This window comes from Treponema bryantii, assembly GCF_900111035.1.
Taxonomy (GTDB): Bacteria; Spirochaetota; Spirochaetia; order Treponematales; family Treponemataceae; genus Treponema_D; species Treponema_D bryantii_C.
On record NZ_FOFU01000001.1, the window covers coordinates 342,045 to 355,437 of the forward strand.

Genomic DNA, 13,393 nt, shown 5'->3' on the forward strand with positions numbered 1-13,393 from the left:
CTCATTCGGAGCTTTTTTGTGGTTATATACTTGTTGAGAAGCCGTTTATCATGTCTGCTACTTTGTTTGTGGCGGAGAGGTTTCGGTCTGATGCTGTTACTGCTGCTTCTGCTGTTGCTTTCATTTCATCCATACGAATCGTTACATTGTTTGATTTATTCATAGTGCTTTCTGCAAGGGTATTCAATGCTCGAATTCCTTCAAATACACGTTCGCTTTCGCCTTTCATATGAGATGAAGCTGATGTAATGTCTTTTGTTGTTCCTTCAAGAGTAAGCATTGCATTCAGAATATTTTCTGCACCAATACGCTCTTCATTCATTCCTGACTGAACTTCATCAATTAACTGCTGGAGATGTTGAATCTTATCACTTACGCTTGCAAAATTACTTGCAGATTTTGTTGAAGATGAAACAATCTCTGTAATTGCTTCTGAAATACCCTGGAGCAACTGTGAAATGGAAGCAGATTGCTTTGCAGAGGTTTCTGCAAGAGTTCTGATTTCGCCTGCAACGACAGCAAATCCTTTTCCTGCTTCGCCGGCATGTGAAGCTTCGATTGCAGCGTTCATAGCAAGGAGATTTGTTTTACTTGCAATTGAGGCAATGGAAGCATTTGCAGTAAGAAGGTGTTCACTTTGCTGAGCAATATTTCCAATCTGAGTAGTAACACTTGCCTGTTGATTCTGTCCTTCAGTTGCTTCCTTTACAAGAAGTTTATATTCTTCAAGAATCTCATTTACGTTCTTATCAACAGATTTAATGTTTGCTGTAATTTCTTCGATTACAGAAGATGATTCCTGAATAGCAGCAGACTGTTCTTTAAGCTTTAAGTCCAGACTGTTAATCTCAGATTCTACAGATTGCATTCCGTCTGTAATACCTTCAACCTTATCAGATTGTTCTGTAATACTGCTTGAAATATCAAGGATATCTTTTGTAGCAGCTGACAGAACTTTAATATGATCTCCCATTTTATTTGAAAGTTCATTTCCAGTTTCATCAAGAATACCGGTTTCTCCCTGCAACTGCATAATAAGTTTATTGAGACTTTCAATAACTCCATTACAATGTGATGCAAGCTGTGAAAGTTCGTTATTTCCCTGTTCTGGAATTTTAAATGTAAGATCAGCCTTTCCAGATGCAATCTGCTCCATTGCAGTGGAAATAGTTTTCATTGTACCAAAGATTCTTGAAGTAAATAAAGAAAGAAGAAGAATTCCTATAACAAGAACAATTATACTTACAATACCAATACTGATAATTCTCCGTTTCAGCATCTGAAGAATTACATCAACATTAAAATCGACACCAATAAAACCAACAACCTTTCCCTGAGAATTCTTGATTCCTTTATAGGTTGAAATAGAGTAGCCCCAGCGGTCCTGTTTTTCGAGACCTGATGAATGAATTCCACCATCCTGCATAGCAAGGAATGGACCGTCTCCATAAGCAGAGATATCTTCATGAGTTCCTAAAGGAGAAAAGTTTTCTTCATCACTAGGATCGCATGAACCATCTATGATATATCTGTAGACATTTCCTCCAACAGGAGCCATCGTATATAAATATTGACAATTGATTGTATTCTTTATAGTAAGAAGCGCAATTCTGGCTTCTTCATAATATGGATCATTTACAGAAGGGCTTTTTGCAAGTGCTTCGAATTTATCTCCATCAATTACAGCACCTGCTTTTTCTGCAATTGGATATCCCTGTTCTGCACAAAGTGCAACACCGGTATTAATAATGCTGTAAGCAGAAAAAACACCCATTACAGAGCTTGAAATAAGTATAAATAGTCCGAAAACAACAATAAATCTGGTTCTTAAAGAATGCATAAAAAACCTCGTTGTAATATATGTAAATATTTTACAACGAGGTTTCTGCTTTTTCAAATAAATTTATTTAATTTGAAATTAAATTGAAGTTCCTTTTTCTTCGTTCTTTTTCTGAACGTAAGCAATGAACTCTTCAATCTTCATTGTCTTCTGTTCAAGACCGCTAGACTGGCGGAAGCGTACTGTTACAGTACCGTCCTTCTTTTCGTTCTCGCCGACAATCAGGATATAAGGAGATTTGTGTTCCTTTGTGATTGTCTTAATCTTGTTTCTCATATTCTCTGATGAAAGATATGCATTAGCACGGATATCAGCTCCAATAAGAGACTCATAAACCTTCTTAGCATAATCATCAAAATCATTTGTAACAGGAACAATTGCAGCCTGCTCAAATGCAAGCCAGGTTGGGAATGCACCTGCGAAGTTTTCAATGAGGATACCAAGGAAGCGTTCGAATGAACCAAGGATAGCGCGGTGAAGCATAACAGGGTGGTGCTTCTGGTTATCAGCTCCAATGTATGTAGCATCAAGGCGTTCTGCAGAAGGAAGCTGATAGTCTACCTGAATTGTACCACACTGCCATTCACGACCAATGCAGTCGTAAAGCTTAAACTCAAGCTTTGGACCATAGAAAGCACCTTCACCAGGCTGAATTTCATAAGTGAGGCCGGCTGCTGTACAAGCGTCTGCAAGAGCTTTTTCAGCACGTTCCCATGTAGCAAGGTCACCAACGTGATCTTCAGGCATTGTAGAGAATTTAACAACAAGGTCATCAAAGCCAAAGTCATGGTAAACTGCCTTAAGAAGCTTACAGAACTTTGCAACTTCTGGACCAATCTGATCTTCTGTACAAAGAATATGAGCATCATCCTGAACAAAGCCGCGTACACGCATTACACCGTGAAGTGTTCCACTTGCTTCATTACGAACATCATGACCAAACTCTGCAAGGCGGAGTGGAAGGTCTTTATAAGAACGTTGACGGCTCTTGAAAATCTCAAGGGCTCCAGGACAGTTCATAGGTTTAATAGCAAACATACGTTTTTCAGATTCAGTGATAAACATATTCTGCTGATAGTGTCCCCAGTGACCAGAACGCTCCCAGAGAGTGCGTGGCATGATAGCTGGAGTATTTACTTCCTGATATCCGTCACGGCGTACCATCTTGCGCATATAATCCTGCATTACAGTATAGATAGTCCATCCGTTTGGATGCCAGAAAATCTGACCTGGATCTTCAGGGTCGAGGTGGAACAAATCCATTTCCTGACCAAGCTTTCTGTGGTCGCGCTTCTCAGCTTCTGCGAGCATAGCAAGATAATCTTTAAGATCATTTGGCTTTGCAAAACAAAGAGCATAAACACGTGTAAGCATAGTGCGGTTAGCGTCACCACGCCAGTAAGCACCAGCAACGCGATCGAGCTTAAATGCCTGTCCGTTGATTTCTTTAGTTGAAGCAACATGTGGACCACGGCAAAGATCAAGATAGCCGTCCTGTTCATATGTAGAGATAGTTTCGCCTTCCGGCAAATCGTTAATCAATTCAATCTTATAAGGCTGGTCAGCGAAAAGCTTAAGAGCCTCTTCTTTAGAGATTTCCTTGCGAACAAATTCATGATTTCCTGCAAGAATCTTTCTCATCTCTTTTTCAACGGTAGCAAAATCGGTCTCGGTGAACTTGGTGTCGGTTGGGAATTCAAAGTCGTAGTAAAATCCGTTTTCGATAGCAGGGCCAATAGCAATCTTTGTGCCCGGGTAAAGCTTCAAAATAGCTTCTGCCATCACATGTGCGCAGCTGTGTCTAACAATCTGCAAGTTTTCATCAATAGCCATTTTTGTACCTCTTTTATGTAAAAATGTTTATCTATTATATCGCTTTGATTGTAAGTATTCAATAAATCTACTATATTATGTGTATGATTAAAGCAGAAATTACAGATAAAACTCTTTCAGAGCACCTTTCAAAAATAGAAGAAGATAAATTACGCATTTTTACAATGGCAGATGGCCGTATCCGCGGTGCACTTTTTCATGGCACACGTTTTATAAATCAGATGCGTGCCCAGCATAATCTTGGAATTCTCGAAACATATATTCTTGGTCAGGCAAGTCTTTGTGGTGCCCTTACAATTCCTATGATGAAAGATATGGAACACACCCTGATTCGTTTTGAAGGAACTGGTTCAGCAGACGGCTATACAGTAGAAGCTGATTCAACCGGTAGTGTAAGAAGTTATCTTGAAAAAGAACATATTCCTCTTGATAAGCCTCTTGAAAACTGGAATCTTAAGCCATTCCTTGGTGCTGGAAATCTGACTTTTTCGCGTATTCATAAAGATGATAAATATCCTCAGAGTTCTACTGTAGATGTAGACGGTGAAAATATTGCAATTGATTTTGCCTCATATTTTGCTCAGTCAGAACAGATAAATACCGCCTTTAATTCAAGCATTCAGTTTGATAAAGAGGGAAGAGTAGTCGGAGCCGGCGCAATGTACATCCAGGTAATGCCAAAAACTGGTGGTACCGCAGAATTAGGTTCTCAGGTAGACAGCCACGCTGAAGAAGATGCAGATGAAGAAGAACTTCTCCGTAAGGTAGAAAACGCCTTCAAAGCCTGCCCAAGCATCGGCCTCCTGTACAGCGAAGGTGAAGTAGATTCCGAAGACATCATCCTTGGTCTCTTTAGAGAGTTCCAGCCAACCATCACCATGAAACGCGACATAATCTACGACTGTCCATGCAGCAAAGACTATTTCTTAAATCACATAAGAGGCCTCCCACAAAAAGACCTCGAAGACATCCGTAAAAACGGCCCAGATCCACTAGAAGTAGTATGCCGAAAATGCGGCAGTGTATACCATATTCCAGTTAATGAGATCTAACTATTTCCGCGCGTGAGATATAGAATATAATCATTTGGAGATTATTTACATTTACGAAAATTGCAAAATTTAATGTGCGTGAGCAGAGCAGAGCACCAAAAACATTCTAAGGTTTGGGTGAGCTAGCGCTACAAGCGGTTCTACCCTTAGCTGTTTTTGCGTGCTATGCGCCGCGGAAGCACATTAAATTTTGAAAGATTTCATTTAATAATTTACTTGACGGTATTCTTTTTTATGATTATATTCATATATCGTAAGGGGGTGTCCCGGTTTCGACGGAATTGGGAAATCTTGTACTGCAGGTAGGGCTGAAGGTCCCTTAAACTGACAAAAAAATAACTGCAATTTTCGCAAGAAAAGAAGAAGAAGCTGATGAGGCTTCTTTCGAAGCAGAAGCACTCGCTGCGTAAGTAGCCGTGCAGGAACCCAGGCGGCCCTGTTCCGCGTTGCCTGATGTTCTTTTACCTTATCGGGACTTGCTGCGCATTGTGTCTGGTCTTTGCGTGGGACTTTTAATCAGAATACGGAGACGACGCTTGTTATGCTGCTACCGGCTCCCGACAACCACCTCGCATAACTAAACTTGTAGATGTACCTGGTTTACTTTTTCGGACGGGAGTTCAATTCTCCCCACCTCCAGATAAGAAAAAAGCTTCGTTGTAAAAACGAAGCTTTTTTAATTTAGCCTGCATAATCAAAAATGATTAGAGTTTTTTAAGAATCAGATAGGTTATATCATCATTTAATTTTTCAGTGCCACTAAACTTAAAGAGAGTGTCTGTCATTGCATTTACCTGATTTTCAAGCGGTTTATCTACATTTTCTTTAAATACAGACATAATACGTTCTGAGCCAAAATATTCTTTTTTTGCATTAGTGCATTCTGTAATTCCATCTGTATAAAGCACAATTTCATCACCCTTATGAATTTTAAATTTCAAAGATTCAAAGCTTATAGGGAAGTCTGGAATACCTATTGCACCAAACTGATTTACACCATCCTGTTCAATAGGTCCGAGTATTTTATTTTTTGCACTGTACAATAAAGCTTTAGGATGTCCGGCATTAACGAGTTCACAATAATTTTCTGAAAATCTGATTATAAGGCCAGTAAGGTAATTTTCAATGCTTCCTTTTTCTAAAATAATCCGTTCATTGATTTTTGCCATTACTTCATGTAATGGATGCTTCATTCCTTTTTTAAATTCCTGCTCAATAATATTTTTCACAAGCATTGTAACAAGACCAGAAGCAATTCCGTGTCCAGATATATCAAAAATTCCAACTCCGTTAAGATGATTTTCTGACATAAAAAGAATATATAAGTCACCGGAAACTCCAGACATTGCCTTAAATGCAAATTTGATTTCCCAGTTTTTTATTTCAGATGTATCAACATTGTAAAAGTTCTTTTGCACAAAACCCGCAAGATCAATTTCTTTTACAGCTCGATTTCTTTCTTTTTCAAGAGCCTGAGTACGTTCTACAACTAAGTTCTCAAGATGTTTATTCATATATTCTACTTTTCCTGCAAGCTGGACAAAATTTACAATCAGAAGTCCAAGGAAAAGGAATATTACACAAAGCCATGAAATCGAAAGAATCAGAGTATTTGTTGGTTGTTTCAGAACTAAACGTGTAAAAGCTTCATAAAATAAAACAAGATAAATCGGTACAAAACATAAAATGAATTTTATAGCCTGACTTTCTTTTTTCTGTAATGCTTTAATTAAGATGACAGTAGGGTAAATAAATTGTAAAACCATTATAAGAAAGCCGTAACGCAGGAGAAGTCGTGAGGTTGATAAATCTGAAGTACAGAATGGTAATGCCAGTGCAATAAGAGTCAAAATAAATCGTCCGATTCTGCTGAAAGTTCTTTCACGATGCTTTAAGAAGTCTCTTGTAAAATTAATTACAAAATAACTTGTGATTATTGGAGCAGTTCCATTAAATATCTGTTCAAAAAGAAGGAAAGAATAAATATGTTTATAGATTATAGAGTATTCACCAATATAAAATGTGACCAGATATAAAGCTGTTGAAAAACACATTTGTGAGAACGAAAGGTTTTCAATTTCTGATCTGCGAAGTAAAAATAAAAAGAAATAAATGAGAAAAACAATAAGAAGTACAACAGAGAAAATCATGTAGATTTTTGAGTTAACCAGATTTTCAAATTCTGCTTTATGAATAACATCATCAGAAGAAGAAATAAAAGGCATGTCCTGTATGGTTCCATATTCGTTACACCATACACAAATCATAATTGTATTCTTATCTGAAAAATTAATATATTCTTTTGGAATTTTAAAATAGCTTGATTTTTCACCTTCAGTAAATTCGTGAGGAGGGAAGAATCCAGCCTGTCCTAGTAAATGCCCGTTAAGATAAACTTTTGCAGCAATTTTTACGCGGCCAAGAAATAAATAAATTTCTTTATGTCTGAAGTGCTGAGGTATATTAAAGCTTTTTTTTATAAAAATATATCCGCTTGCATCTGGTAATAATTTAACAAGCTGTGGTAAATCTTTATCAGCTAAAGGATGAAATTCATGGGGTTCTCCATATTCTGAATATGACCAGCCGTTAGAAAGATAGAATCTTTCTTTTTCAGAATAAGTATCTTTGCAACTGGAAAGAAGAACAATGAGGAAGAACAGTAATGATATTTTATATAAAAAGCTTTTCATTTTTTTCAATTTGGATAAAAAAAAAGTGCCTGTAAACTGGATACGATAACCTGAATTTCAGATTAATTAGTTTCAGTTTCTCAGACACTTTTTTTATTATTAAATTATTGTAAAACTAATTATTCACCATCATGATTTGCATTATGGAATTTCTGCTGATATTTTTTGAGCATGGCAACGGCATTTCTTTTTCCGTTATAAACAAAACCGCCGTTCCAATATTCCAATGCAGCAAACAAAGCGTTTCCACCATCCTGGCTATCAGATTCTTTAGTTCTGAAAGAAACGTAGTTTGACAATTCCATAAAATCATTGTTATGAAGACATTCAAGACGCTTTTTATTGAAGTCATTCCACTTTTCGAGATCCTGAAATCCTTCTCCTTCGTCCTGTACAATAATATGTGCATGTGTTGGGCTGAATGAATACCAAACAGTTACCTTCTTGTTGATATCACAGTGATTACCGTGTTTTACAGCATTCTTAATAACTTCACTAATCTGCTGCTCAAGAAGATTTAATTCCTTAATTTCTGTAGGTGCTGACTGAACAATCAGCAAGGTGAAGTAACGAATCTGTCTGAAGTCAGAAGGGAATTCCTTCTTCAGCATATTTGTTTTATCAAACAATGGGTCATTCTCATCCGATCTGAGTTCCTTTAATTCCTGAACCATCTCAGTTCCTCCTGCAGTTATTCACTTAATTAAATAAAAAAAACGTTTCTAACAATAAAATGAATTATTCTTTTACCATTAAAAGGGCTTCTTCAATACTGTTAGCAATAGGGAAGTAACCCATGAGCTTAGTAAGTTCAATTACCTTCTTTACAGAACCGTGAATATTTGCAATAGCAAGATTCAAGTTCATCTTTTTGATTGTAGAACAGATGTAAATAAGCGCACCGATTCCAGACGAGTCAATGTAGTCTACCTGTTCAAGATTGATGACAAAGTTCTTTACATTCTTTTCGAGCATCTTCATAACCAGCTCTTTAAGCTTGTATGAATTGTAAAGATCCATCTCACCGGTTACGTCAATGATGTAGACATCACCATTCTTACGTATTTTAAGTTCCATAACGAATCTCCTTTTTAATTCCCCATTAAATTATTGTATTTTAATAACCAAAAGGCTCTGATCATCATACTGCTGTGCAGTTCCACAATATTTCTTCAAATCATCTTTTACACGATTTGAAATATCCTTAGCCGCTGCACCGGCATTTTTTACAATTACCTTCTTAAGATTCTCAATAGAATATTGTACACCATTTTCATTGAGAGATTCAAGTAAGCCGTCGGTACATGTAGCGATAATATCACCTGAGTTAAGTTTGATTGGAAGGTTAGTGAAAACTGTATCTTTTGTTACCCCCATTGGCTCAGTTGGTACAGATATCTGTTTAATTGTTCCTTCAGATGCAGAATAATGGAATACAGGGTTATTACCACAGGTACTGATTTCTGCTTCTTTAGTTGTTGCATCATAGTTGATAAGTGCAATACTTGCAAAGTGGTCAATCTTAGAACTTTCGAGACAAATACCTCTGTTTGCCCATGACATAATTGTTGAAGCAGACTGTGCTGTATGAACTGCAAGACGGAGAATAGCACGAATCATAATCATAACGATAAGTGAGTTCATGCCCTTTCCTGCGATATCTGCCATAACGAATGAGATACGGTCTTTTCTTGAAACAAGAATATCATAATAGTCACCGCAGACATTTTCTGCAGGGTTAGAGTAACAGCCGATTGAAAGTCCTGGAATAACAGGAAGTTTTGCAGGAAGCATATCTTTCTGATACTTAGAAGCAATAGAGCCACCCTTATTCAATTCTGTATGTTCAGCATAATCAAGGAAGCTGTAAAGTGGTTTAATTGCTGTAGAAACTGCTTCTGCAAGCATAACAGCTGTATCAAATTCATCTTTTGTGAACTTTTCGGTCTCTGGTTTACGTGCAAGACCAACAAGTCCTACTACAGAATCAACCTGTTTGATTGGTGCGAATATATAACTTCCACAACGGAGGAATTCTTCTGGTCCGTTCTGATATACACGAGGATCTTTTACAGAGTCTGTAATAAGAACTGGCTGTCCTTCTGTGAAAATCTGGCCAAAAATGTTGTCCTGAAGAGGGAACTGTGCAAAACGAAGGTTTGTTTCTACACGGATTGGCTTATGAGGGAGGTCTTCCGGCAGTTTATAAGGTGGTGGGAAGGCTCCTTTGAAAGATTTTACAGCGAGTGTATTATCATAATCATCAGCAATAAGGAAAATACAACCGTCTGCGCGAACCTTTTCTGTCATAAGGTCATTACAGTACTCGAGGAAGTTTTCCATACTGTTGTTATTTGTAAAGAATGTTGAAAGTTTAGCAATAAGATTGCGGTTAATTTCAATATAGCGCTGGTTTTTCTCTTCAATCTGCTGAATGACAGCTCTATTAACCATGTCATTATCACGTGAAGCATTGATTTCAGCGGCTTTTTTAGCAGCTTTTTTCTCTTCAATCTTTTCTGGATTGATGAATGCTTTAATAATCAGATATGGTAAGAGAATTATTTCTGAAAGAATGATTGTAAATACAATATATGAATAATATCCCTTGAATGTGCTGTAAATTGTACCAAGGAACATAATGCCTGCAGAAATTAAGAATACTAAACTGATTTTTGCCTTATTTCTGAGTTTAATTATCAGAAGAAAAAGGATAAGCAGAGCACAAATACCGGCAGCAATGTAGAGCGGAACATTTATAAATGAATCAATGGTAAACAAAGTTTTCTCCTAACGAATATAGTATTACTATATTATCGGCATTATCTTAGATTTTAACATTGAAATATTTACCCGTCAAGGAATAAGTTTGAGCTTATCAGTCTTGACAGGTCATTTTAAGTAACTTCCCTTATCCCAGATTAAGTTTTGGGTTTTCAGTAATGGCACGACGTAAAATGATGCATTTTACACGATTTAAGAAGCGTTTTGCCAGAGGAATCTTGTAATGCTTCTTAAAATCTATTACAGCGGCGTCCATTGGAATGTCATCTCCAAATTTTTTCTTTAAATCATCCCAATAACGAACTGTCCAGACATAAAGATCGCCTAAAGTTCGGCCCGGGAAGTCTCTTAAAATGTATTTTTCCCTGATAATTGATGCAAGAGGGAAGTAAACATTATAGAACCAGGATTTAATTGCCTCTTCCATTGATACTTCAGTAGGTTTATCCAGATTCATATAGTATTTATGAGTTAAAATGTGATTATAAATTACATCGTAACGGCCGGCACTTGTAAAATCGAGACACCAGTAATCAGTTATATCACCAAAACCTGTTTCACTGTAGAAAACACGTTTTTCATAATTTATTATCTGCTTTTTGATTTCCTTGAGGGAATCGGCTCTCTTGAGTTTAATTTCACTTTGAAGGGAAACTACTTCTGCATCAATAAACTCTGTTCCACGCATTTTTGCTACAGAAACACGGTGATTTCCATCGCGAACAAAATAAACACCGGCTATTTCATAAACTTTAATTGGTGGAAGTGTAATATCTTTTAATGCGGCTTCATCTACATGCTGCCAGCGGTTTTTGAGATGTGTGCTTTTTGGGAAGAAACGGTTATCAAAATCGTTATATCGGCCTTCGCTTCCAACAATTTTATCAATTGGAATAACCTTCATCCCAATATAGGTTTCTGAGTTAGACTTAATCATCTGCTTTACGTCGGTTAAAGAGATAAGTTTAGCTTCTTCAGGAGAAAGCAGATGCTGAATTTCGTTAATAAATGCTTTTGCGTGTGCTTTGTTAAAATCTTCTTCAGATTTTGCTTTTGAAAAATCCATCTTAGTTGTCCTTTTGTTCTGTTGTTTTCATAGGCAGTTCAATTACATAATGCGCATATGCATTGACCACAGTGGAATCATAATATTTTCCAATTCGTTCTTCACGTAAATCATAAAGATGAATATGCCCGTGAACCATATAAGTTGGCTTAAAACGTTCCAGAAACCAGTTATAGCATTCAAAACCAAGATGGCAGGGATCTTCATGATCATGAATATGCCGTGGAGAAGCATGTGTCATGAAAATATCAAGATATCTTCCATATCTTAACTTGTTATAAATCAACTTTGGTACCAGTTTTAAAAGCTTGAATTTCATCTGAGCTTCTGTAAACTGACAGAGTCCATTATTATAACGAACAGTACCTGAAGCTCCTGCAATTAAAAGTGGTGTTTTTTTACCAGTTTGAGGGTCTTCAAATACTAAGTTATCGTTTATAAAACATTTGAAACCCAAATAGGTTGCACCATGTCCATGAATTGACTGGTCATAACTTTTGGTAAAACGAGAGCCGTCAAGTCGGCTTTCTCTATGATATAAGTGATATTCCTTTAAATCATGGTTTCCGAATACAAAATATGTAGGCTTATTAAATACTGATACAATAAAATCAACATAATCCATTGGAAGGTCGCCTGCACAGAGTATTAAATCTATGTCGGCAAAGGCTTCCTTTACATTCTGATTATAGATAAGCGGGTCTACATAATCGGAAACACATAAAATCTTCATTATTCACCAGCTTTTGAAAGCAATGCTTCAAGCTTCTGTTTTTCTACAAGCTCAATAGGTCTATTTTCTGCATAACGTTTTGCTGCGGTATTAAAGCCCGAACTTGAAAAAAGAAAGGCTTTTACACTGTTCATAGATTTCATTGTGTCCAGAGATTCATGAATCTGAGCTTCTTCAACAGGCTCTGGTTCGCGGTAAAATCTGATGAAAATGACCTGTTTACGTACAGCCATCCAGGATTCATCACTTTTGTTTACGCCTGTAATCTGACATCCCCATTTTTTCTGGTCGCAGGAAAGAACCTGAAGGTTCAGACCCTTGATTGTTGCATTACGGCAGATAATAGGGAACTCTTCATTACTACAGGTTAGATAATCTTTAAGATAGTCGTTTGCCTGAAGGTCTTTGTATTCTGAAAGCTTAGCAGATACATCTCTAAAGCCTTTATTTTTTTTGTAAATAACTTCCCACTGCTCAATAGCTTTGTCAATTTTACGGCTTTTTTCATAACAGGCAGCAAGGAAATAACGTGCATAAAGTGTTTCGGATTGTGTTCCTTCCTTATCGAGCTCAATTGCTCTCTGGAAATCTACAAGCGCATTGTCTATTCTTCCGGCAATCATAAAGCAGGAACCGTGTTCTATAATGGCTTTCTGCTTTACATCCGGGTCGCGCTGTGCTTTTTCAAAGGCTTTAATAGCTCCCTGAAGGTCTTTTGCATCTTTTAAGATTTTTCCAAGATAATAGTAGGAAGAATAAGTTTCCGGACTAAGCTTAATTGCCATATCGATTTCTTTTTTAGCTTCATTAAACTGCTTAGTACGGTAAAGCATAAGACCTATTTCTGCATGTGCTTTGGCATGTTTTTTGTCGAGCAGTGCACATTTCTGCATAAAGCCGAGTGCTAAGTCATAACGGTTCTGATCCTCGTAGATTCTTCCAACCTGATAAAAGTTTTCTGCATTCTGAGGATCCAGCTTTGTTAAAAGAAGGAAGTTTTTGAGTGCTTCATTCTGCTGGTTGTACTTAAGAAGAAGCTGTGAATATTCAGAACGGAAGGAAAGTTCATTGATTCCTTCACCAAAAAGCGCATTGTCGTTTACATTCTTATATTCAATTACAGCAAGTTCTGTTCTGTTTTCCTTTATATAGGCTTTTCCAAGATAATAGTGTGCAAGATAATTCTTTGGATCTTTAGCAAGAATCTGCTTTGCAATTTTAATGGCATTTTGAGTTTTACCCTGTTTAATAAGACGAGGAACTGCTTCGATTCTTTTTGGGGATACAAAATTTTTTAATATTATGATAAGAAGTGATATGATTACTACGGCAAAAATAGCTATAATGATAATAAGCATGTGATACTCCCGTCAAAGCAGATTAAGTCTTTCC

At 36.9% G+C, this 13,393-nt stretch carries 10 protein-coding genes and 1 other RNA gene; 2 read left to right on the plus strand and 9 right to left on the minus strand.

Going from position 1 to position 13,393, the window contains the following annotated elements; translation table 11 throughout:
* Positions 1 to 22: 22 nt before the first annotated feature.
* Positions 23 to 1,840, minus strand: coding sequence for a methyl-accepting chemotaxis protein (locus tag BMY21_RS01540; RefSeq protein WP_074640242.1), 1,818 nt, complete (start codon positions 1,838 to 1,840; stop codon positions 23 to 25).
* A gap of 78 nt (positions 1,841 to 1,918) precedes the next feature.
* A complete protein-coding gene (thrS, locus tag BMY21_RS01545; protein WP_074640244.1) occupies positions 1,919 to 3,673 on the minus strand; it encodes a threonine--tRNA ligase in 1,755 nt (584 codons plus the stop codon).
* Positions 3,674 to 3,756: 83 nt separating this feature from the next.
* Between thrS and BMY21_RS01550 the strand changes: the two genes are divergently transcribed.
* Both BMY21_RS01550 and ssrA read left to right on the plus strand, forming a co-directional pair.
* Positions 3,757 to 4,725, plus strand: coding sequence for an Hsp33 family molecular chaperone HslO (locus BMY21_RS01550; RefSeq protein WP_074640246.1), 969 nt, complete (start codon positions 3,757 to 3,759; stop codon positions 4,723 to 4,725).
* A 257-nt stretch (positions 4,726 to 4,982) separates the two neighbouring features.
* Positions 4,983 to 5,367, plus strand: a transfer-messenger RNA (tmRNA) gene (ssrA, locus tag BMY21_RS01555).
* A 62-nt stretch (positions 5,368 to 5,429) separates the two neighbouring features.
* On the opposite strand, the gene BMY21_RS01560 is transcribed toward ssrA, so the two are convergent.
* The 7 genes from BMY21_RS01560 to BMY21_RS01590 form a co-directional block, all read right to left on the minus strand.
* Positions 5,430 to 7,418, minus strand: a complete 1,989-nt coding sequence (locus tag BMY21_RS01560) for a PP2C family protein-serine/threonine phosphatase (RefSeq protein WP_074640247.1) — start codon at positions 7,416 to 7,418, stop codon at positions 5,430 to 5,432.
* A gap of 119 nt (positions 7,419 to 7,537) precedes the next feature.
* On the minus strand, positions 7,538 to 8,092 hold the full coding sequence (locus BMY21_RS01565) for an ATP-binding protein (protein WP_074640249.1): 555 nt from the start codon (positions 8,090 to 8,092) through the stop codon (positions 7,538 to 7,540).
* Positions 8,093 to 8,156: 64 nt separating this feature from the next.
* Positions 8,157 to 8,495, minus strand: a complete 339-nt coding sequence (locus tag BMY21_RS01570) for an anti-sigma factor antagonist (protein WP_022930791.1) — start codon at positions 8,493 to 8,495, stop codon at positions 8,157 to 8,159.
* Positions 8,496 to 8,525: 30 nt separating this feature from the next.
* A complete protein-coding gene (locus tag BMY21_RS01575; RefSeq protein WP_074640250.1) occupies positions 8,526 to 10,199 on the minus strand; it encodes a GAF domain-containing SpoIIE family protein phosphatase in 1,674 nt (557 codons plus the stop codon).
* 130 nt (positions 10,200 to 10,329) lie between these two features.
* Positions 10,330 to 11,268, minus strand: coding sequence for a transcriptional regulator (locus BMY21_RS01580; protein WP_074640252.1), 939 nt, complete (start codon positions 11,266 to 11,268; stop codon positions 10,330 to 10,332).
* A gap of 1 nt (position 11,269) precedes the next feature.
* Positions 11,270 to 12,001 (minus strand): metallophosphoesterase, encoded by a 732-nt coding sequence (locus BMY21_RS01585; RefSeq protein WP_074640254.1) that lies wholly within the window; start codon positions 11,999 to 12,001, stop codon positions 11,270 to 11,272.
* A complete protein-coding gene (locus BMY21_RS01590) occupies positions 12,001 to 13,359 on the minus strand; it encodes a tetratricopeptide repeat protein (RefSeq protein WP_074640255.1) in 1,359 nt (452 codons plus the stop codon). The genes BMY21_RS01585 and BMY21_RS01590 overlap by 1 nt, the downstream gene beginning before the upstream one ends.
* Positions 13,360 to 13,393: the final 34 nt, after the last annotated feature.

What these genes read in the sequence shown, in the direction of transcription:
- BMY21_RS01540 (WP_074640242.1), bottom strand. Translation starts at nt 1,840, where the DNA reads ATGCATTCTTTAAGAACCAGATTTATTGTTGTTTTCGGACTATTTATA.
- thrS (WP_074640244.1), bottom strand. Translation starts at nt 3,673, where the DNA reads ATGGCTATTGATGAAAACTTGCAGATTGTTAGACACAGCTGCGCACAT.
- BMY21_RS01550 (WP_074640246.1), top strand. Translation starts at nt 3,757, where the DNA reads ATGATTAAAGCAGAAATTACAGATAAAACTCTTTCAGAGCACCTTTCA.
- BMY21_RS01560 (WP_074640247.1), bottom strand. Translation starts at nt 7,418, where the DNA reads ATGAAAAGCTTTTTATATAAAATATCATTACTGTTCTTCCTCATTGTT.
- BMY21_RS01565 (WP_074640249.1), bottom strand. Translation starts at nt 8,092, where the DNA reads ATGGTTCAGGAATTAAAGGAACTCAGATCGGATGAGAATGACCCATTG.
- BMY21_RS01570 (WP_022930791.1), bottom strand. Translation starts at nt 8,495, where the DNA reads ATGGAACTTAAAATACGTAAGAATGGTGATGTCTACATCATTGACGTA.
- BMY21_RS01580 (WP_074640252.1), bottom strand. Translation starts at nt 11,268, where the DNA reads ATGGATTTTTCAAAAGCAAAATCTGAAGAAGATTTTAACAAAGCACAC.
- BMY21_RS01585 (WP_074640254.1), bottom strand. Translation starts at nt 12,001, where the DNA reads ATGAAGATTTTATGTGTTTCCGATTATGTAGACCCGCTTATCTATAAT.
- BMY21_RS01590 (WP_074640255.1), bottom strand. Translation starts at nt 13,359, where the DNA reads ATGCTTATTATCATTATAGCTATTTTTGCCGTAGTAATCATATCACTT.